Consider the following 19,685-nt stretch of genomic DNA (forward strand, 5'->3'; position numbering starts at 1 on the left):
CGGCGGCCCGCCGCCGGAGACGGGCGTCCCTGCCCGACGTCCGACGTCCGGCAGCGGGCCGGGTCCGGCTGGTTCGCTCCCCTCCGGATCCGGCCGGGTCCGCCGCTCCGGCTTCGGCCGGTTCACACCCGGGTACCCCGGCCCGGCGCGCCGCATTGATCGAACGTTGATGGGCCGTTTACGGCCACCGGGCAGCGTGTCGGCCATGCAGACCGACACCACCGTACTGACCGCCCCGGCCCCCGACATGTCCTGGCAGGAGAACGCCCTGTGCGCCCAGGCCGGACCCGAGTTCTTCTTCCCGGCCCCCGGCTCCTCGACGCGCGAGGCGAAGCAGCTCTGCGGGGCGTGCGAGGGCCGGGTGGCGTGCCTGGAGTACGCCCTGGCGCACGACGAACGGTTCGGCGTGTGGGGCGGGCTCTCGGAGAAGGAGCGCTTCCGGCTGAAGCGCGGCCCGGCCTGACGCGGGGCGGGCCGCCGCCCACCGCCGGTGGGCGGGGCGATATCCGGATGCCGCAAGACCATGATCCGGACTACGATCACCCAGCCATGGAGCCCCATCACACGCGTGTCACGGACGAGGAACTGGCCGCCTTCGGCCGGACGATCGGCAGGCTGCGGACGCTGCCCCTCGGAGATCCCGCCCGGATGCGCGGCGAGGAGATCGCCGCCACCTTCGCCCGCGAGAGCCGCAACAAGCGCCGCAAGGCCCGCAGGGCCGAGCAGGCCGCCGCCGACGCCAGGCTGACCGCGCGCACCGCGACCGGCGCGCTCGACCGGCGCGAGGACGCACCCCTCGCGACGGCGGAGGGCGCCTCGCCGGGCGAGTTCCTCAGGGCCCGGCACTGCTACGTCTGCAAGACGCCCTACCGGCAGGCCGATCCCTTCTACCACCGGCTCTGCCCGCCCTGCGCCGCCGACAACACCGCACGCCGCGCCCTGTCCGCCGACCTGACCGGGCGGCGCGCGCTGCTCACCGGAGGCCGGGTGAAGATAGGTTTCCAGCTGGCGCTCATGATGCTGCGCGACGGCGCCGAACTGCTCGTCACCAGCCGTTTCCCGCACGACACCCTGCGCCGCTTCCGGACCGCCGAGGGAAGCGAGGGGTGGATGGACCGGCTCACCGTCGTCGCGATCGACCTGCGCGACCCGCGCCAGGTCCTGGGCCTCTGCGAGCGGCTGCTGGCCGACGGACGCCCCCTGGACATACTCGTCAACAACGCCGCGCAGACGATACGCCGGCCCCCGGAGTCGTACGCCCTGCTCGCCGCGGGGGAGCGGGAGGCGCTGCCGCCCGGCGTCATCCCCGCGCCGGGGTACGAGACGGCCGACCGCGTACCGGTCCTGGCCGGTCTGGAGCCGGACGAGGCCGGGCTCCTGCCGGACCTCTCCGCCACGAACTCCTGGTCCGTACGGCTCGGCGACCTCGACGCCGCCGAGCTGCTGGAGACGCAGCTCGTCAACGCCGTCGCCCCGACGCTGCTCTGCGACCGGCTGCTGCCCCTGCTTCTCACCTCGCCCAGGCCGCGCCGGTACATCGTGAACGTGTCGGCCGTCGAGGGGCGGTTCGCCGTACGCAACAAGACGGGCGGCCACCCCCACACCAACATGGCGAAGGCCGCCCTCAACATGCTGACCCGGACCAGCGCCGCCGAACTCGCCGAGCGGGGCGTGCACATGTGCAGTGTCGACACGGGCTGGATCACGGACGAGAACCCGGCGCCCCGCAAGGCACGGATCGCCGCCGTGGGCACGCGTACGCCGCTGGACGTCGTGGACGGCGCGGCGCGGATCTACGACCCGATCGTGCGCGGCGAGGCGGGGCAGCCGGTCTCGGGGGTGTTCCTCAAGGACTACGCCGTGGCGGACTGGTGACCCGGCCGCCGCGACGCGGTGCGCACGCGGCCACCGTGCCTCCAGGGCGCGGTGGCCGACGGCACGGCGTCCGGGGCGGCGCTCAGCCGGCCGCGCGGGCCGCCATGCGGGCCTTGCGGGCGGCGAGCTTCTCGTCGAACTTGCTCGCCTCGCTGTCCAGGCCGCTCATGTAGAGCCCCAGCTCCTCCTGGGCCTTCAGACCCTCCGGCCCGAGGCCGTCGATGTCGAGCACCTTGAGGAAGCGGAGCACCGGCTGCAGGACGTCGTCGTGGTGGATGCGCATGTTGTAGATCTCGCCGATCGCCATCTGCGCGGCCGCGCGCTCGAAGCCCGGCATGCCGTGTCCGGGCATCCGGAAGTTCACGACGACGTCCCGCACGGCCTGCATGGTCAGATCGGGGGCGAGCTCGAAGGCCGCGCCCAGGAGGTTGCGGTAGAAGACCATGTGCAGGTTCTCGTCGGTGGCGATCCGGGCCAGCATCCGGTCGCAGACCGGGTCCCCGGACTGATGGCCGGTGTTGCGGTGCGAGATCCGGGTGGCGAGCTCCTGGAAGGCGACGTACGCGACCGAGTGCAGCATCGAGTGGCGGTTGTCCGACTCGAAGCCCTCGCTCATGTGCGCCATCCGGAACTGCTCCAGCTTGTCCGGGTCGACGGCGCGGGAGGCCAGCAGGTAGTCGCGCATCACGATGCCGTGGCGGCCCTCCTCGGCGGTCCAGCGGTGCACCCAGGTGCCCCAGGCTCCGTCGCGGCCGAAGAGGCTGGCGATCTCGTGGTGGTAGCTGGGCAGGTTGTCCTCGGTCAGCAGGTTCACCACGAGGGCGATCTTGCCGATCTCGGTCACCTTGGACTGCGCGGGCTCCCAAGCCTCGCCGTCCTCGAAGAAGCCGGGGAAGTTCCGGGCGTCGGACCACGGCACGTACTCGTGCGGCATCCAGTCCTTGGTCACCTTGAGGTGCCGGTTGAGCTCCTTCTCGACGACCTCTTCCAGCGCGTACAGCAGGCGGGCGTCCGTCCACCCCGTCGAGCTGCCGAGGTGGGGAGAGGTGAGCGTCACGGGGACTCCTGGGGGACGGGGAAAGGGGACGAAATACCTACGCATTCGTAGGTTACGAAACCGTAGGTTAAGGCTCCGTAAGGCGGTCGGCCAAGCCCGTCTCGGCGATGTCCGGTTACGTTCCGTTATGTGCGCAGCTACCAAGGGGTGGACAGAGAGCCAGGTCACGCCGGTTCGGTGTCACTCCCGTGTCGTGATCATGGCTACGCAGCGCAGGCGGCCTGCCTCCCGCGAGACCCCCGCGGCGAGAGGGGACGCCTGTGCCGGAGGCCCCCCTTCCGGACTCGCTCCGGTGAGAGGGGCCTCGGCTCCTGCCTGGGTTACTCCTGATCCTCCCGGCCGGGCTCTCCTCGGAGCAGTCCGTCCCGCACGGCCTCGGCCGTCGTCGGCCGCAGCGCACCGTCGAGCAGCAGCCACCGGGTGATGCCCAGCGACTCCAGGAACGGCACGTCGTGGCTCGCCACGATCAGCGCGCCCTCGTACGCCTCCAGCGCCGCCGTCAGCTTCCTGACGCTCGCCATGTCGAGGCTGTTCGTCGGCTCGTCCAGCATCAGGAGCTGCGGCGCCGGTTCGGCGAGCAGCAGCGCCGCCAGCGTCGCGCGGAACCGCTCGCCGCCGGAGAGCGTGCCGGCCGGCTGATCCGCCCGTGCCCCCTTGAAGAGGAACCGGGCGAGCCGTGCCCTGATCGTGTTCGCCGTCGCCGTGGGTGCGAACCGGGCGACGTTGTCCACCACGCTCAGCTCGTCGTCCAGCACGTCGAGCCGCTGGGGCAGGAACCGCAGCGGTACGTGAGGCTCCACCTCGCCCGCGACCGGCGGGAGTTCACCGGCGATGGTGCGCAGCAGCGTCGTCTTGCCCGATCCGTTCCGGCCGACCAGCGCGATCCGTTCCGGGCCGCGCAGCTCGAACGTCCCGGCCCCGGCCCCGTGACGCAGCTCCAGGTCGGTCAGGGTCAGCACACCCCGGCCCGGAGGGACCGTGGTGCGCGGCAGTTCGATCCGGATCTCGTCGTCGTCACGCACCGCCTCGACCGCCGCGTCGAGCCGTTCCCTCGCCGCGTCGAGCCGCTCGGAGTGCAGGGCGCGGTGCTTGCCGGCCGACACCTGGGCCTCGCTCTTGCGGTTGTTCGCGACGATCTTCGGCACGACCTTGTTCTGCGCGCTCTTCTGGGCGTACCGCTTGCGCCGCGCCAACTTCATGTGCGCGTCGGACAGTTCGCGCTTCTGCCGCTGTACGTCGGCCTCGGCCACACGGACCATCCGCTCCGCCGACTCCTGTTCGGCCGCGAGAGCCCGCTCGTACGCGGAGTAGGCGCCGCCGTACCAGGAGACCTCTCCGTCGCGCAGATCGGCGATCTGGTCGACGCGCTCCAGGAGTTCCCGGTCGTGGCTCACCACGACCAGGACCCCGGACCAGGCGTCCACCGCCGCGTACAGCCGCCGGCGCGCGGGCAGGTCGAGGTTGTTGGTCGGTTCGTCGAGCAGCAGGACGTCGGGCCGGGCCAGCAGCAGCGCGGCCAGCCGGAGCAGCACGGACTCGCCGCCCGACACCTCGCCGATGGTCCGGTCGAGGCCGATGTGTCCCAGGCCGAGCTGATCGAGCGCGGCGAGCGCCCGTTCCTCCACGTCCCAGTCGTCGCCGACCGCCGCGAAGTGCTCCTCGGCCGGATCCCCGGACTCGATGGCGTGCAGCGCGGCACGGACGCGGGCGATGCCGAGGGCCTCGTCGACCCGCAGCGCCGTGTCGAGGACGAGGTTCTGCGGGAGGTATCCGACCTCGCCGACCGTCCGGATGGTGCCCTCCGTCGGGGCCAGCTCACCGGCGATCAGCTTCAGGAGGGTGGACTTCCCCGAACCGTTCAGACCGATCAGGCCGGTTCTGCCGGGGCCGACCGCGAGCCGGAAGTCGTCGAGGACTCCGGTGCCGTCAGGCCAGGAGAAGGAGAGGGAAGAGCAGGTGATGAAGGTGGGATGGGTCGCCATGGGGGCCTCCCGGTTGCGAGAGCGTGGGCTGGGGCAACGGGTGAGACACCGGGGGCGCGGGCAGGCGGGAAGCTCGTACGCCGAGGTCGAAGACGGCACACGCGGCACAGTGAGGCGCGCGCGGCACGGTGTCTCGAAACCTCAGACGAGCAACGGCCTTCTCCGATCGGGCGACAACAGGGTCAGGTCAGGACGGTACGGCGGCCGACCGGCCGGGGCAAACGATTTAGAAGCCTTCCCAGTCCAGGTACTGGTGCTCACGGCCGGCCGGGACCAGGCGCTGCGCGCGCTCCAGGAAGAGGCGCAGCTCCGAGGTGCGGATGTGGACGACGGCCACGCCCTCCGGGGCGTGGAACTCGACGACGGTGCGGTCGTAGCCGTACGGGCGCACGCGGACGTCCCCGATGCCGGCGGGCCCGTCCACGCCTTCGGCCAGCAGCTCCCGCGCGAACGCCCACGAGACCTCGACGCCCTCGAGCGTCGCGGGCGGGGGGAACGCCATGCTCACCGCGTACGGGTCCTCGCGGTCGTAGCGGAGCGTGGCCGGGACGGTCTCCATGCGGGGTGCGGAGGCGACCAGACGGGCCTGGAAGGCCTGTTCGATGACGGTGGACAACGGCCGGCTCCTGTCTCGCGACTTCGGATATTGACGTCTGGCTGACACCAGAGAAGACGAACGATCTGGCCGAAACGTGCACTGTCGGACGACGTGAGCTGTGTCACCGCCGCGTACAGGGGTGCGCCTTGCCGTCCCGGAGGCACCCTGGACGGGGCCATCGGCGTGGGCTAGCTTCCGGCGCCATGACGTCCATGGGGAAGACGAGACGAACGATGTCGGTGGGGCTGACCGGAATGGCGCTCGCCCTGGCGCTGGCGGCCCCTGCGCGGGCCGGGGCGACCCCCGCGGCCGAGCCGGCCCCACAGCCGGCGGCGGGCACCGAGGCCGCCGGGATCACGGGCCCGGGGGCCGGCTGGCAGCTCACACCGACCGGCACGGACGCCCGATTCCGGGGGCTCGCGGCGGTGGACCGCACCGTGGCGTGGGCCGCGGGCTCGAAGGGGACGGTGCTGCGGACCACGGACGGCGGCCGCACCTGGAGCGACGTGTCGCCGGTGGGAGCGGCGGAGCTGGAGTTCCGGGACGTGGAGGCGTTCGACGCCCGGCGGGCCGTGGCCTTGGCCATCGGCGAGGGGGAGGCGTCACGTGTCCTCCGTACCGAGGACGGCGGCGCGAGCTGGACGGAATCCTTCCGCAACACCGACCCGCGGGCCTTCTACGACTGCATGACGTTCTTCGACCGCCGTCACGGTCTGGCGATGAGCGACCCGGTCGACGGGAAGTACCGCATCCTGTCGACGCGCGACGGCGGCCGCTCCTGGGCGGTGCTCCCGGACACCGGCATGCCGGCGGCGCTGCCGGGCGAGGCGGGGTTCGCGGCGAGCGGCCAGTGCCTGGTCTCGTCCGGGCCGAGGGACGTGTGGCTGGCGACGGGAGGCGGGGCCACGGCCCGGGTGCTGCACTCCGCCGACCGCGGTCTGACCTGGACCGTCGCCGAGTCGACGATCCCGGCGGGCGATCCGGCCCGGGGCGTCTTCGGGCTCGCGTTCCGCGACCGCACCCACGGGCTCGCCGTCGGCGGGGACTACCGCAAGGACCAGCCGTCCCCCCGGGCGGCGGCGGTGACCGGCGACGCCGGCCGCACCTGGCGGCAGGCCGCCACGCCTCCGCCCGCCTACCGCTCGGGCGTCACCTGGCTGCCGCACAGCAGGTCGGCCGCGCTCGCCGTCGGCCCCACCGGCACCGATCTGACGACGGACGGCGGGCGCACCTGGCGGACGGTCGACACCGGCTCGTTCGACACGGTCGACTGCACGCGGGACGGCGCGTGCTGGGCGTCGGGCGAGAAGGGCCGGATCGCGCGTCTCGGGAGGGGGTGAGGGACGGCCGGGGCGCCTTGCCGGGCCACGGGCCCGCACCGGACCCGGGCCGGGGCCCGCACCGGACCCGGGCCCGGACCCGGTCCCGGACCGGGACCTGGACCTGGACGGGACCGCAGCCCGGCCCCCAAAGGCGCGCGGGGCCGCGAGGCGGGCGTCATGCACGGCCCCAACGGCGCCCGCTCAGGAGGGCAGTTGCTCGCGGTACGGGGCGAGAGCGGCGGCCGTCTTGGTCGCGTAGAACTCCGTGATCCGGTACGCGCACACGCCCTCGACGGCGAAGGGGTCGGCCTCGGCGATCTTCTCGATCCGCGCGCGGTCGTCCCCCACGGCGAGGATGACCCCGCCGTCGCGGGGGTTCTTGCGGCCGGAGGCGATGAACACCCCGGCCGCGTACTGCGCGTCGAGCCACTCGATGTGCGCCGCGAGCAGGGCGTCGACGCGCTCGACGGGAGCGGTGTAGGTCAATTCCAGAACGAACATGCCCGCAGGCTACCCGGGCCCGGGAAGGCGGTGGAAAAACGTTCGTCCAGCGGGCGGAGAGGCCCCGTAGGGTGGCGTCATCATGACGATCATCGAGATTCCCGCGGGGTGGCCCGCCGACGAGACCACCGCCCGGGCCGTCCAGCGTGAGCTGCGGGGGCGGCTCGTGCTCGACGAGCCGGGGCCGGAGGCCGGTACGGGCCACGTCACGGGGCTCGACGTGGCGTACGACGACGAACGCGACCTCGTCGCCGCGGCCGCCGTCGTCCTCGACGCCCGGACCCTCGACGTGGTGGAGGAGGCCACGGCGGTCGGAAGGGTCTCGTTCCCCTACGTGCCGGGGCTGCTCGCCTTCCGGGAGATCCCCACCGTCCTGGCCGCGCTGGACTCCCTCACCGCTGCCCCCGGTCTCCTCGTCTGCGACGGCTACGGCCTCGCCCACCCGCGCCGCTTCGGCCTTGCCAGCCACCTCGGCGTGCTGACCGGGCTGCCGTCGATCGGGGTCGCCAAGAACCCCTTCACCTTCACGTACGACCAGCCGGGCCCCGCCCGCGGCGACGTCAGCGCCCTCCTCGCCGACGACGAGGAGGTCGGCCGCGCCCTGCGCACCCAGGCGGACGTCAAACCGGTCTTCGTGTCCGCCGGGCACCGCGTCTCCCTGGACACCGCCTGCGCGCACACGCTCCACCTCGCCCCGCGCTACCGCATCCCCGAGACCACCCGCCACGCCGACTCGCTCTGCCGCCGCGCCCTGAAGGCGGCCCTCGGGACGGCGGTGTGAGGCCACCGGTGTCCTGGGGCGGCACCGCGCCGGCCCCGGAGCCGGCAGGCGCCTTTCCCTGCGGGAGCCGTGTGCGGGCGAGGGCTGAGTACCCGTACGGACCCCTGACCCGCGGGCGATCTGAGTACCCGTACGGATGCGGGTCTTCGATCATGGGCGGCAGAGTGGGCTCATGACTTCGCCTTCCCCGCACCCCTCCGCGTTCCCCGCCCGGCTCCTGGCCGTCGCCGGCCTCGTCGCCCTCGTGTGGGTCTGCGCCATGATCTACACCGTCGCCGCCTGGGTGTCGGCGTGATCGGCAGGCTGCAGTGCGTCGTCCTCGACTGCACCGACGTCCTGGAGCTGGCCCGCTTCTACCAGCGGCTGCTCGGCGGCGAGGTGGACCGGCCCGACCCCCGCTGGGCCTGCGGCGACACCTGGGCCACCCTCCACGACGCCGCCGGCGCCCCCGTCCTCGCCTTCCAGGGGGTCGCCGACCACCGGCCGCCGGTCTGGGGCGCGCCCGAACAGCAGTTCCACCTCGACGTCGAGGTCGACGACCTGGAGGCCGCGCACCACGCGGTCCTCGCCCTCGGCGCCCGGCGGCTCGACGAGGGCGAGCCGGACCGGAGCTGGCGCGTCTACGCGGACCCGGCCGGCCACCCCTTCTGCCTCGTCCGCCACTGAGGCCAGTCGCCCTGATCTGCACCCCGGGCCCTCGGCCGTGCCCGAAAGTCCTGCCAGGGGGGCGCCCCGCCCGGCGTCCCGGTGTCAGCCCTCGTACGCCACCCGGAAACGGATGCCCGCCGCCCGCAGCCGGTCGATCAGCGCGTCGCCCATCGCGACCGCCGTCGTGACCTGGCCGGACGTCTTCGGCAGGTCGTCGAAGGCCAGGCAGAGCGCCGACTCGGCCAGCATCTTCGCCGTCTCGTCGTAGCCCGGGTCGCCGCCGGACACCTCCGTGAAGGCCCGTCGCCCGCCTCCCTCGCCGACGAACCGCACGGAGAACCAGCTCCGGGCGCGCCGCTCCTCGCTCGGGCCCTGCCCCGGCTCGTAACGCTCCATCAGCCAGCGCCGTACCGGCGCCAGCTGGGCCGCCGCCACGCCCGTGCCGACCGCGGCCGCGCCACCGATCGCCATGGGGAGGGTCCTGACGGAGGCGTAGTGGCGGTACCGGAAGTCCGGGCCGTACCGTGCCAGCGCCGCCGCCGACCGGGCCACCACCTGGGGGTCGAGCGTCGGCAGCGGCAGCGCCCAGGTGCCGGTCTCCCGGCTGAACCGCGGACCGCCCAGCGGTGCCCGGGCCCGCCGGCCCACCAGCCTCGGCTCGTGCAGCCGCCGTTCGTGCGCCGCCCGCAGGATCTCCCGGCCGCGCCCCATCGCCGTGAGCGCCGAGGCGAAGGTGCCGCCCGAGAAGACGGCGCCCGCCCGCACGAAGCCGTCGACCCGCAGCGGTACGTCCCGGGGGAGCCGCTGGACGGTGAAGTAGACGCCGAGGTCGTGCGGTACGGAGTCGAAGCCGCAGGCGTGCACGATCCGCGCCCCGGTCTCCCGGGCCCGCGCGTCGTGCCGGACGTACATCAGGTCGACGAACTCCGCCTCGCCGGTGAGGTCCACGCAGTCCGTGCCGGCCTCCGCGCACGCGGCCACCAGGGCCTCGCCGTACCAGACGTAGGGGCCGACGGTGGTCGCCACCACCCGGGCGGACTCGGCGAGTTCGCGCATCGCCTCCGAATCGGTGGAGTCCGCCACGACCAGCGGCAGCTCCGCGCACCGCGGCCAGCGGGCCGCCAGGCGTTCCCGCAGGGCCTCCAGCCGGGAGCGGCCGCGACCGGCCAACGCCCACCGGCACCCGGCCGGCGCGTGCTCCGCCAGATACTCCGCGGTGAGCTCGCCCACGAACCCGGTCGCCCCGAAGAGGACCAGGTCGTACGGCCGTGCCGCCGCGTCCCGCCCCGTGCCGGCCCCTGTCTCCATCCAGCCCCTCCGCCGTCGCCCGCGCCGTCGTCCCGGCGCGTGTCGTCGGCGGAGCCTAGCGGAACTCCGCCCCCGCGCAATTTCCAAGCGCTTGCTCGGCCCGGGGTCTTGTGCGAAGTGGAACACGTTCCTAGCATCTCCGGTGTTACATCATTGGTGTCACACATAGCTGGGGGCTTGATGACAGGGACGCGGAACGCCCGGACGGGCCCGCTCTCCGGGGTGCGCGTGGTCGAGCTGGCCGGCATCGGTCCCGGCCCCTTCGCGGCCATGCTCCTGGCCGACCTCGGCGCCGACGTCGTCCGGGTGGACCGCCCCGGCGGCGCCGGACTCGGCATCGACCCCGCGTACGACCTCACCAACCGCAACAAGCGCTCCGTCCTCGTCGACCTCAAGTCACCGCACGGGCCCACGGCCGTCCTCGACCTGGTCGAGAGGGCCGACATCCTCATCGAGGGGTACCGGCCCGGTGTCGCCGAGCGCCTCGGCGTCGGCCCCGACGCCTGCCTCGCCCGCAACCCCCGACTGGTCTACGGCCGGATGACCGGCTGGGGCCAGGACGGACCGCTCGCCGCGACCGCGGGCCACGACATCGCCTACATCGCCCTCACCGGCACGCTCCACATGATCGGACCCGACCCGGACGGCCCGCCCACCGTGCCCGCCAACCTCGTCGGCGACTACGCGGGCGGCTCGCTCTACCTCGTCGTCGGCGTCCTCGCCGCCCTCCAGCACGCCCGCGCGCACGGCGGGGGCCAGGTCGTCGACGCGGCGATCGTCGACGGCGCGGCCCACCTGGCGACCATGATCCACGGCATGCTGGCGGCCGGCGGCTGGCAGGACCGCCGGGGAGTCAACCTGCTCGACGGCGGCTGCCCCTTCTACGGCACCTACGAGACCTCCGACGGCGGCCACATGGCCGTCGGCGCCCTGGAGCAGCGGTTCTACGACGAGTTCGTCACCCTGCTCGGCATCGAGGACGTCGCTCCCGCCCGTCAGGACCTCGGACGCTGGGACGAACTGCGCACCGCCGTCGCCGACCGCTTCCGTACCCGTACGAGAGACGAGTGGGCCGCGGTGTTCGCGGGGACCGACGCCTGCGTGGCGCCGGTCCTCTCCTTGCGCGAGGCCCCCGCCCACCCGCACCTCGCCGCCCGCTCCACCTTCGTCGAGCACGAGGGCCTCACTCATCCGGCCCCCGCGCCCCGGTTCTCCCGCACCCCCGGCGCCGTCCGTTCCGGCCCCGTCCTGCCCGGCGCCGACACCGACGAGGTCGCCCGCGACTGGGACGTCCCCTCCCTCACCCCCAAGGAGCCGCAGGCATGAAGCGCCAGCTCTACACCGCCGACCACGAGGCCTTCCGCGAGACCGTCCGCACCTTCCTCGCCAAGGAGGTCCTGCCGCACTACGAGCAGTGGGAGAAGGACGGCATCGTCTCGCGCGACGCCTGGCGCGCCGCGGGGCGCCAGGGGCTGCTCGGCCTCGCCGTCGACGAGGAGTACGGCGGCGGCGGGAACCCCGACTTCCGTTACAGCGCCGTCCTCGCCGAGGAGTTCACCCGCGCCGGCGCCCCCGGCATCGCCCTCGGCCTGCACAACGACATCATCGGCCCGTACCTCACCTCGCTCGCCACCGAGGAGCAGAAGCGGCGCTGGCTCCCCGGCTTCTGCTCCGGCGAGCTGATCACCGCCATCGCGATGACCGAACCGGGCGCGGGCTCGGACCTCCAGGGCATCCGGACCACGGCCGAGGACCGGGGCGACCACTGGGTGCTCAACGGATCCAAGACCTTCATCTCCAACGGCATCCTCGCCGACCTGGTGATCGTCGTCGCGCGGACGACGCCCGAGGGCGGTGCCCACGGGCTGTCGCTCCTCGTGGTCGAGCGCGGCGCGGAGGGCTTCGAGCGCGGCCGGAACCTCGACAAGATCGGCCAGAAGTCCCAGGACACGGCGGAGCTGTTCTTCCACGACGTCCGCGTCCCCAAGGACAACCTCCTCGGGGAGCTCAACGGCGCCTTCGTCCACCTCATGACCAACCTCGCCCAGGAGCGCATGGCCATCGCCGTCGCCGGCATCGCCGCCGCCGAACACCTCCTGGAGATCACCACGCGGTACGTCAAGGAGCGCGAGGCCTTCGGGCGCCCGCTGGCCAGGCTCCAGCACATCCGCTTCGAGATCGCGGAGATGGCCACCGAGTGCGCCGTCACCCGTACGTTCCTCGACCGGTGCATCGTCGATCACTCGAACGGGGAACTCGACGCCGTCCACGCCTCCATGGCCAAGTGGTGGGCCACCGAGCTGCAGAAGCGGGTCGCCGACCGCTGTCTGCAACTGCACGGAGGGTACGGCTACATGGCCGAATTCCCGGTGGCCCGGGCGTTCACCGACGGCCGTATCCAGACCATCTACGGCGGCACGACCGAGATCATGAAGGAGATCATCGGCCGTTCCCTGCTCGGCTGATCCTCCCGACGCCCCCACGCCGGGGACCCGGCCGGGATCCCCTCCGCTGTCCACCCTCCTGAAAGGCTTCTCGTGAGCACCGAAGCGTACGTGTACGACGCGATCCGCACCCCGCGCGGCCGCGGCAAGGCCAACGGAGCCCTGCACGGCACCAAGCCCATCGACCTGGTGGTCGGCCTGATCCACGAGCTCCGCGGGCGCTTCCCGGGCCTCGACCCGGCCGCGATCGACGACATCGTCCTCGGCGTCGTCGGCCCGGTCGGCGACCAGGGCTCGGACATCGCCCGCGTCGCGGCCATCGCCGCCGGGCTGCCCGACACCGTCGCCGGGGTCCAGGAGAACCGCTTCTGCGCCTCCGGGCTCGAAGCCGTCAACATGGCCGCGATGAAGGTCCGCTCCGGCTGGGAGGACCTCGTCCTCGCCGGTGGCGTGGAGTCCATGTCGCGCGTCCCGATGGCCTCCGACGGCGGAGCCTGGTTCGCCGACCCGATGACCAACTACGAGACCGGCTTCGTCCCGCAGGGCATCGGCGCCGACCTCATCGCCACCATCGAGGGCTTCTCGCGCCGCGACGTCGACGAGTACGCGGCCCTGTCCCAGGAGCGTGCCGCGGCCGCCTGGAAGGACGGCCGCTTCGACCGCTCCGTGGTCCCGGTCACGGACCGCAACGGCCTGGTCGTCCTCGACCACGACGAGCACATGCGCCCCGGCACCACCGCCGACTCGCTCGCCTCCCTCAAGCCGTCGTTCGCCGCCATCGGCGACATGGGCGGCTTCGACGCCGTCGCGCTGCAGAAGTACCACTGGGTCGAGAAGATCGACCACGTCCACCACGCCGGCAACTCCTCCGGCATCGTCGACGGCGCCTCGCTCGTCGCGATCGGCTCCCGGGAGGTAGGCGAGCGGTACGGACTGACCCCGCGCGCCCGGATCGTCGCCGCGGCCGTCTCCGGCTCCGAGCCCACCATCATGCTCACCGGGCCCGCGCCCGCCACCCGCAAGGCCCTCGCCAAGGCCGGCCTGACGATGGACGACATCGACCTGGTCGAGATCAACGAGGCCTTCGCCGGCGTCGTGCTCCGCTTCGTCAAGGACATGGGCATCAGCCTGGACAAGGTCAACGTCAACGGCGGCGCGATCGCGCTCGGCCACCCGCTGGGCGCCACCGGCGCGATGATCCTCGGCACCCTCGTCGACGAGCTGGAGCGCCAGGACAAGCGCTACGGCCTGGCCACCCTGTGTGTGGGCGGCGGCATGGGCATCGCCACGATCGTCGAGCGCGTCTGACCGTCCGTTCCCTTCCCACCTTCGGAGACACTCCAATGAACGAGAGCACCACCATCCGCTGGGAGCAGGACGAGACCGGCGTCGTCACCCTCGTCCTCGACGACCCGAACCAGTCCGCGAACACCATGAACCAGGCGTTCAAGGACTCCATCGCGGCGATCGCCGACCGCGTCGAGGCCGAGCGCGAGTCCATCCGGGGCATCATCTACACCTCCGCCAAGAAGACCTTCTTCGCTGGCGGCGACCTCAAGGACATGATGAAGGTCGGGCCCGCGCAGGCCCAGCAGGCCTTCGACACCGGCACGGCCATCAAGCGCTCCCTGCGGCGGATCGAGACCATCGGCAAGCCGGTCGTCGCCGCCATCAACGGCGCGGCCCTCGGCGGCGGCTACGAGATCGCCCTCGCCGCCCACCACCGCATCGCCCTCGACGCCCCCGGGTCCAAGATCGGCCTGCCCGAGGTCACCCTCGGCCTCCTCCCGGCCGGCGGCGGCGTCACCCGCACCGTACGGCTCATGGGCATCGCCGACGCCCTCCTGAAGGTCCTCCTCCAGGGCACCCAGTACTCGCCGCGGCGCGCCCTGGAGAACGGCCTGATCCACGCGGTGGCCGCCACTCCCGAGGAGATGCTGGCCCAGGCCCGCGCCTTCATCGACGCGCACCCCGAGTCGCAGCAGCCGTGGGACGTCAAGGGCTACAAGATCCCCGGCGGGACGCCGTCGAACCCGCGCTTCGCCGCCAACCTGCCGGCCTTCCCCGCCAACCTGAAGAAGCAGCTGAACGGCGCCCCCTACCCGGCTCCGCGCAACATCCTCGCCTGCGCCGTCGAGGGCTCCCAGGTCGACTTCGAGACCGCCCTGACCATCGAGGCCCGGTACTTCACCGAGCTGGTCACCGGCCAGACCGCGAAGAACATGATCCAGGCGTTCTTCTTCGACCTGCAGGCGGTCAACTCCGGAGCCAACCGCCCCCAGGGCATCGAGCCGCGCCCCGTCCGCAAGGTCGCCGTCCTCGGCGCCGGCATGATGGGCGCCGGCATCGCGTACTCCTGTGCCCGCGCGGGCATCGAGGTCGTCCTCAAGGACGTCACGGCGGAGGCGGCGGCCAAGGGGCGGGCGTACTCCGAGAAGCTCTGTGCCAAGGCCGTCTCCCGGGGCCGTACGACCCAGGCGAAGGCGGACGAGCTGCTGGCCCGGATCACCCCGACCGCCGACCCGGCCGACCTGCGCGGCTGCGACGCCGTGATCGAGGCCGTCTTCGAGGACACGGCCCTCAAGCACAAGGTCTTCGAGGAGATCCAGGACGTCGTCGAGCCGGACGCGCTGCTGTGCTCCAACACCTCGACGCTGCCGATCACCGTGCTCGCCGAAGGGGTCACCCGCCCGGAGGACTTCATCGGTCTGCACTTCTTCTCGCCCGTCGACAAGATGCCGCTGGTCGAGATCATCAAGGGCGAGCGCACCGGCGACGAGGCGCTGGCCCGGGCCTTCGACCTGGTACGGCAGATCAACAAGACGCCGATCGTCGTCAACGACTCGCGCGGCTTCTTCACCTCGCGGGTGATCGGCCAGTTCATCAACGAGGGCGTCGCGATGGTCGGGGAGGGCGCCGACCCGGTCTCCGTCGAGCAGGCGGCCGCCCAGGCCGGCTACCCGGCGAAAGTCCTCTCCCTCATGGACGAGCTGACCCTCACCCTGCCCCGCAAGATCCGCAACGAGACCCGGCGCGCGATCGAGGAGGCCGGCGGCACATGGGCCGGGCACCCCTCGGACGCGGTGATCGACCGGATGGTCGACGAGTTCGGGCGGACCGGCCGCAGCGGCGGCGCGGGGTTCTACGAGTACGACGCGGAGGGCAGGCGGGCCGGGCTGTGGCCGGGGCTGCGGGAGCACTTCACGCGCTCCGACGTGACGGTCCCGTTCGAGGACATGAAGGAGCGGATGCTCTTCTCCGAGGCGCTGGACTCGGTGCGCTGCCTGGAGGAGAACGTCCTCACCTCGGTCGCCGACGCCAACATCGGCTCCATCATGGGCATCGGCTTCCCGGCCTGGACCGGTGGCGTGCTGCAGTACATCAACGGTTACGAAGGCGGCCTCGCCGGCTTCGTGGAGCGCGCGCGTGAACTGGCCGAGCGCTACGGCGACCGCTTCCTGCCGCCGGCCCTGCTGGTGGAGAAGGCGGAGCGGGGCGAGGTCTTCACCGACGCGTGACGGCGCGCGGGCCGTGTTCAGTCCTGCTTCGCCTGACCGAACGCGGCCCGCAACTCCTCCCGCAGCGAGCGCTGGAAGGCGGTGACGAGGGCCTGGACCACCATGGGCTGCATGTGCGCCGAGAGCGACTTCATCGCCGTCAGGTGGTCCGGGTCCGAGGCCCGCTCCCGGTAGGGGTTCCACACCTCGTCCTGGAAGAGCCGCGACAACTCCTGGGCCGCCGCCCGCGCGTGCTCCAGCAGGACGGTGCGGGAGGCCAGGATCGTCTCGTGGGCGATGGGGACGTCCAGCAGTTCGACGCCGAGCCGCAGCAGGGTGCCGTCGAGGCGGAACACCTCCGGGTCGGGCCCCTGGTCGAGGACGCCCATCGCCGCGAGCCGCGCGACGTCCTGGTCGGTCAGCGGCCGACCGGCTCGCCGCTCCAGCTCGCGCCGGGTGATCTCCTCGGCCGACTCCGGTGCCCAGGAGGCCACCAGGGCGCGGTGGATCGCCAGGTCCTGCGCGCTCAGCTCGGGCGGCAGCTGCTCCAGATACCGCTCGATGGCCGCCAGCGTCATGCCCTGGCGCTGGAGCTCCTCGATCAGTGCCAGCCGGGAGAGGTGCTCGGGGCCGTAGTGCCCCACCCGCCGGGGACCGATCACCGGAGGCGGCAACAGCCCCTTGGTGCCGTAGAAGCGCACCGTCCGCACGGTGACGCCCGCCCGCGCGGCCAGCTCGTCGACGGTGAACGTCGGCGGCCGCGGTCCCTCGGATCCCCCCGGCGCCTCGCTCTCGGTGGCCATCTGAGGCGCCTCGCTTCCCGTCCCGTACCGTGCCGTCCCCATCAGTGCAACAGTATTGCTGTCTCACCGGCGTTGTAAAAGAGCTGGGGCGTTGTCGGTGGCGGCTCGTACGGTGATGTCATGACGGGGATCACGTACGTCCAGGGGGACGCCACCGCGCCGCAGGGCAAGGGCGTCAAGATCATCGCCCATGTCTGCAACGACCTGGGCGGCTGGGGCAAGGGGTTCGTGCGCGCGGTGTCGCGCCGGTGGCCCGAACCGGAGGCGGCCTACCGCCGCTGGCACCGCGAACGCGCGGGCAACGACTTCGGGCTCGGCGCCGTCCAGTTCGTCCAGGTCGGGCCGTACCTGTGGGTGGCCAACATGGTGGGCCAGCGGGGGATACGCACCGCCCGCAGCACGGGCGTGCCGGTGCGGTACGAAGCGATCGACGCGGCGCTCGCCCGGGTCGCCGACCGGGCGCCGGAGCTGGGCGCGTCGGTGCACATGCCGCGCATCGGCTGCGGGCTGGCGGGCGGGAAGTGGTCCCGGATCGAGCCGCTGATCACGGAGCGGCTCGTGGGGCGGGGAACGGCGGTCACGGTCTACGACCACGAGGGATAGGGAACACCGGCCGTGCTCGCGGGGCGCCCCGCCGCGCGGCAGGGCGTGTACATGCCGCTAGAGTCACGTGCTTGTTCGAACAGAGGTGTGAGCAGGGGAGGGGCATGTACGCGGAACTCAGAGACACGGCCACCGAGTTGGCCGGAGTCCTGTGGCGGGAGCACACCGTGTACCGCGAGCGGGGCGGCGGGGTGGTCATCCGGGGAGAGCACGTAGGACGGTGGATCAGCCTGGCCCCGACCGGGGGGAAGGACCAGGCGCGGCTGCGTGCCGGGCGCCTGCTCGACGGGGGCACCACGGCGCCGGCCCGGTCGGAGATCGTCGTCGACCTCTCCGTCGGGACGACCGAGCTGGCCGCGATATGCCGCCGGCTGCTCGCCGACGTCACGGCCGCCGAGACCCGGCCGGTCGCCGCGGGACCCGGACGCCCGGCGCGTGCCGCGCGAGCGCCCCGGTCCGCGAAGCCCGCCCGGGAGCGCAGGGAGCGTCCGGCGCGCCACACGGGCCTGGGCTCCTGGATGGTGCTGGTGTGCCTGGTCGGTGTGGTGGGCTTCTGGGCGTACAGCGTCTTCGGCGGCCGCGGCTTCTGACGGCCGCACGGCTCGCCGGACGCGCCCGGGCCGGTCCGTCCACCGCAGCCGTACCGGCCCCCGCCTCCCGGGCGGGGTGAAGGTGATCACTCCTTCACGGGAGGCCGCCCGGCCACGGAGGCGCGGCCCTCGCGGAAGAAGCGCCGGTGCCGGGCGCGGACCGGCAGCATAACCAGGGCGCCGAGCACGATCGAGCCGATCCCGAGCAGCAGGACACCGCCGACACCACCGACGGAGGTCGAGCCGTAGTCCGGGTCCAGCATGTCGTACGCCCCGCGCCCGAAGGCCGCCAGCATCATCAGCCCGCCGGCCAGCGGCATGACCACCCTGACCAGCAGCTTCCGCGCGGAGCCCCGCAGCTCCGCGCGGAAGTACCACGCGCACGCGAAGCCCGTGACGCCGTAGTAGAACGCGATCAGCAGGCCGATCGACAGGACCGCGTCCCCCAGGAAATCGGCGGAGACGAGCGTGAGCAGGACGAGGACGGCGGAGGTCACGGAACCGAAGAACACCGTGCCGTAGGCGGGGGTGCGGAAGCGGGGATGGATACGGCCGAACGCGGCCGGCAAGGCCCCGTGCGCCGCCATCGACAGCGTGATCCGGGGCATGGCGCCGACGCCGGTCAGCAGCGCTCCCACCGCCGAGACGGCGATGGCGAGCGTGACGAGCCTCCCCAGAGCCTCGCCCAGGACCGCCGGAGCGAGCCCGGTGAGGGCGTCGGCCGCCGTCTCTTCGTTGCCGAGTCCGAGGCCCGAGTCGCCGGTCCCTGCGAAGGAGAGCGCCGCGCAGGCGGTGAAGAGGTAGGTGACGAGGAGGATCAGGGTCGAGGCCACGGCGGCCCTGCCGGGGGTGCGCCCGCTGTCGACCGTCTCCTCGTTGAAGGTGATCAGCGCGTCCCAGCCCCAGTAGATGAACAGACTCAGCAGCACCGCCTCGGCGAAGGGCCCCCAGCCGCCGAAGGCGAAGGGGTCGAGCCAGGCCGCCGACGGGGTGGTCGCGCCGTCCCGGGCGAAGGCGGCCACGCCGAAGACGAGCAGGGCGAGGAGCTGGAGCCCGATCATCGCGTACTGCACATGGGCGGCGAGCTGGATGCCCCGGTAGGCGACGGCCGTGGTCAGCGCGAGCAGCACGACGGCGAGCGCGGTCACCGCGAGGGTGTAGCCGGCCGCCGCGTCGAGTCCGAGGAGCGCGAGCAGGGCGGTCGCCCCGACCTGGGCCAGCGTCGTCATCACGAGCACGGTGGCGATCAGGACCGTCCAGCCCCCCGCGAGCCAGCCGGCCGCCGGGCCGAAGACGCGGGTCGTCCACACGAAGGTCGTGCCGCAGTCCGGCATCCGGCGGTTCAGCTCCCGGAAGGCGAACGCGGTGAGCAGGATCGGCACGAAGCCGAGGAGCAGGGCGGCCGGGGCGAGGTCGCCGACCGCGAGGGTCACCAGGCCGAGCGTCACCGCGATGCTGTAGGCCGGGGCGACGGAGGCGAGCCCCAGCGAGACGGTGGCGAGCAGCCCCACCGAGTCGCCCCGCAGGCCCTTGTCGCCGAGGGGCGGCGCCGGAGGAGTGGACGGTTCGGTGGTCATGGCGGCCTCCCGGGAGGGAGATTACGCGGGCCGGCCGGAGGGACGTGGCCGACGGGCCGGTGCTCCCGTCGCGAAGTGATCACCGGCCACGCCATGGCC

The 19,685-nt window shown here is 72.9% G+C and carries 19 protein-coding genes; 12 read left to right on the forward strand and 7 right to left on the reverse strand.

Annotation, left to right across the window (positions count from 1 at the left end; translation table 11 throughout):
• The first annotated feature begins 205 nt into the window (after positions 1 to 205).
• Entirely contained in the window at positions 206 to 463 is a 258-nt protein-coding gene (locus ACZ68P_RS11685) for a WhiB family transcriptional regulator (protein WP_365714605.1), read from the forward strand.
• A gap of 86 nt (positions 464 to 549) precedes the next feature.
• Positions 550 to 1,875: an SDR family NAD(P)-dependent oxidoreductase gene (locus tag ACZ68P_RS11690; RefSeq protein ID WP_471005211.1), complete on the forward strand. Its 1,326-nt coding sequence runs from the start codon at positions 550 to 552 to the stop codon at positions 1,873 to 1,875.
• An 82-nt stretch (positions 1,876 to 1,957) separates the two neighbouring features.
• On the opposite strand, the gene ACZ68P_RS11695 is transcribed toward ACZ68P_RS11690, so the two are convergent.
• From ACZ68P_RS11695 to ssgD, 3 genes are all read right to left on the reverse strand, one after another.
• Complete coding sequence (locus ACZ68P_RS11695; RefSeq protein ID WP_471005212.1) at positions 1,958 to 2,932, reverse strand: acyl-ACP desaturase; 975 nt, start codon at positions 2,930 to 2,932, stop codon at positions 1,958 to 1,960.
• A 320-nt stretch (positions 2,933 to 3,252) separates the two neighbouring features.
• Positions 3,253 to 4,914 (reverse strand): ABC-F family ATP-binding cassette domain-containing protein, encoded by a 1,662-nt coding sequence (locus ACZ68P_RS11700; protein ID WP_471005213.1) that lies wholly within the window; start codon positions 4,912 to 4,914, stop codon positions 3,253 to 3,255.
• 226 nt (positions 4,915 to 5,140) lie between these two features.
• Positions 5,141 to 5,530: a spore wall synthesis regulator SsgD gene (ssgD, locus tag ACZ68P_RS11705; protein WP_471005214.1), complete on the reverse strand. Its 390-nt coding sequence runs from the start codon at positions 5,528 to 5,530 to the stop codon at positions 5,141 to 5,143.
• Between the two features lie 215 nt (positions 5,531 to 5,745).
• Between ssgD and ACZ68P_RS11710 the strand changes: the two genes are divergently transcribed.
• Positions 5,746 to 6,852 (forward strand): WD40/YVTN/BNR-like repeat-containing protein, encoded by a 1,107-nt coding sequence (locus ACZ68P_RS11710; protein WP_471005599.1) that lies wholly within the window; start codon positions 5,746 to 5,748, stop codon positions 6,850 to 6,852.
• A gap of 183 nt (positions 6,853 to 7,035) precedes the next feature.
• Here ACZ68P_RS11710 and ACZ68P_RS11715 read toward each other — a convergent pair whose 3' ends face one another.
• On the reverse strand, positions 7,036 to 7,335 hold the full coding sequence (locus ACZ68P_RS11715; RefSeq protein WP_471005215.1) for a YciI family protein: 300 nt from the start codon (positions 7,333 to 7,335) through the stop codon (positions 7,036 to 7,038).
• Positions 7,336 to 7,417: 82 nt separating this feature from the next.
• Here ACZ68P_RS11715 and ACZ68P_RS11720 point away from each other — a divergent pair, with 82 nt between their 5' ends.
• From ACZ68P_RS11720 to ACZ68P_RS11730, 3 genes are all read left to right on the forward strand, one after another.
• Positions 7,418 to 8,116, forward strand: a complete 699-nt coding sequence (locus tag ACZ68P_RS11720) for an endonuclease V (RefSeq protein ID WP_471005216.1) — start codon at positions 7,418 to 7,420, stop codon at positions 8,114 to 8,116.
• Positions 8,117 to 8,288: 172 nt separating this feature from the next.
• A complete protein-coding gene (locus tag ACZ68P_RS11725) occupies positions 8,289 to 8,411 on the forward strand; it encodes a hypothetical protein (protein ID WP_471005217.1) in 123 nt (40 codons plus the stop codon).
• Entirely contained in the window at positions 8,408 to 8,782 is a 375-nt protein-coding gene (locus ACZ68P_RS11730) for a VOC family protein (RefSeq protein WP_365714597.1), read from the forward strand. Before ACZ68P_RS11725 ends, ACZ68P_RS11730 begins: the two co-directional genes overlap by 4 nt.
• A gap of 84 nt (positions 8,783 to 8,866) precedes the next feature.
• On the opposite strand, the gene ACZ68P_RS11735 is transcribed toward ACZ68P_RS11730, so the two are convergent.
• Positions 8,867 to 10,072, reverse strand: coding sequence for a saccharopine dehydrogenase family protein (locus ACZ68P_RS11735; RefSeq protein ID WP_471005218.1), 1,206 nt, complete (start codon positions 10,070 to 10,072; stop codon positions 8,867 to 8,869).
• A gap of 180 nt (positions 10,073 to 10,252) precedes the next feature.
• Here ACZ68P_RS11735 and ACZ68P_RS11740 point away from each other — a divergent pair, with 180 nt between their 5' ends.
• From ACZ68P_RS11740 to ACZ68P_RS11755, 4 genes are all read left to right on the forward strand, one after another.
• Positions 10,253 to 11,398: a CaiB/BaiF CoA transferase family protein gene (locus tag ACZ68P_RS11740; RefSeq protein WP_471005219.1), complete on the forward strand. Its 1,146-nt coding sequence runs from the start codon at positions 10,253 to 10,255 to the stop codon at positions 11,396 to 11,398.
• A complete protein-coding gene (locus ACZ68P_RS11745) occupies positions 11,395 to 12,537 on the forward strand; it encodes an acyl-CoA dehydrogenase family protein (RefSeq protein WP_471005220.1) in 1,143 nt (380 codons plus the stop codon). The genes ACZ68P_RS11740 and ACZ68P_RS11745 overlap by 4 nt, the downstream gene beginning before the upstream one ends.
• Positions 12,538 to 12,609: 72 nt before the next feature.
• The gene (locus tag ACZ68P_RS11750) at positions 12,610 to 13,824 is read left to right on the forward strand and encodes an acetyl-CoA C-acetyltransferase (protein WP_471005221.1); all 1,215 of its coding nucleotides are present in this window, start codon (positions 12,610 to 12,612) and stop codon (positions 13,822 to 13,824) included.
• A gap of 35 nt (positions 13,825 to 13,859) precedes the next feature.
• Positions 13,860 to 16,034, forward strand: coding sequence for a 3-hydroxyacyl-CoA dehydrogenase NAD-binding domain-containing protein (locus tag ACZ68P_RS11755; protein ID WP_471005222.1), 2,175 nt, complete (start codon positions 13,860 to 13,862; stop codon positions 16,032 to 16,034).
• A 17-nt stretch (positions 16,035 to 16,051) separates the two neighbouring features.
• On the opposite strand, the gene ACZ68P_RS11760 is transcribed toward ACZ68P_RS11755, so the two are convergent.
• Positions 16,052 to 16,816 (reverse strand): MerR family transcriptional regulator, encoded by a 765-nt coding sequence (locus ACZ68P_RS11760; protein ID WP_471005223.1) that lies wholly within the window; start codon positions 16,814 to 16,816, stop codon positions 16,052 to 16,054.
• A gap of 120 nt (positions 16,817 to 16,936) precedes the next feature.
• Between ACZ68P_RS11760 and ACZ68P_RS11765 the strand changes: the two genes are divergently transcribed.
• Positions 16,937 to 17,419, forward strand: coding sequence for a macro domain-containing protein (locus ACZ68P_RS11765; protein WP_471005224.1), 483 nt, complete (start codon positions 16,937 to 16,939; stop codon positions 17,417 to 17,419).
• A gap of 104 nt (positions 17,420 to 17,523) precedes the next feature.
• The gene (locus tag ACZ68P_RS11770) at positions 17,524 to 18,009 is read left to right on the forward strand and encodes a hypothetical protein (protein WP_471005225.1); all 486 of its coding nucleotides are present in this window, start codon (positions 17,524 to 17,526) and stop codon (positions 18,007 to 18,009) included.
• A gap of 86 nt (positions 18,010 to 18,095) precedes the next feature.
• On the opposite strand, the gene ACZ68P_RS11775 is transcribed toward ACZ68P_RS11770, so the two are convergent.
• Positions 18,096 to 19,586: an APC family permease gene (locus tag ACZ68P_RS11775; protein ID WP_471005226.1), complete on the reverse strand. Its 1,491-nt coding sequence runs from the start codon at positions 19,584 to 19,586 to the stop codon at positions 18,096 to 18,098.
• Positions 19,587 to 19,685: the final 99 nt, after the last annotated feature.

It is taken from the genome of Streptomyces sp. NPDC036822 (assembly GCF_055609145.1).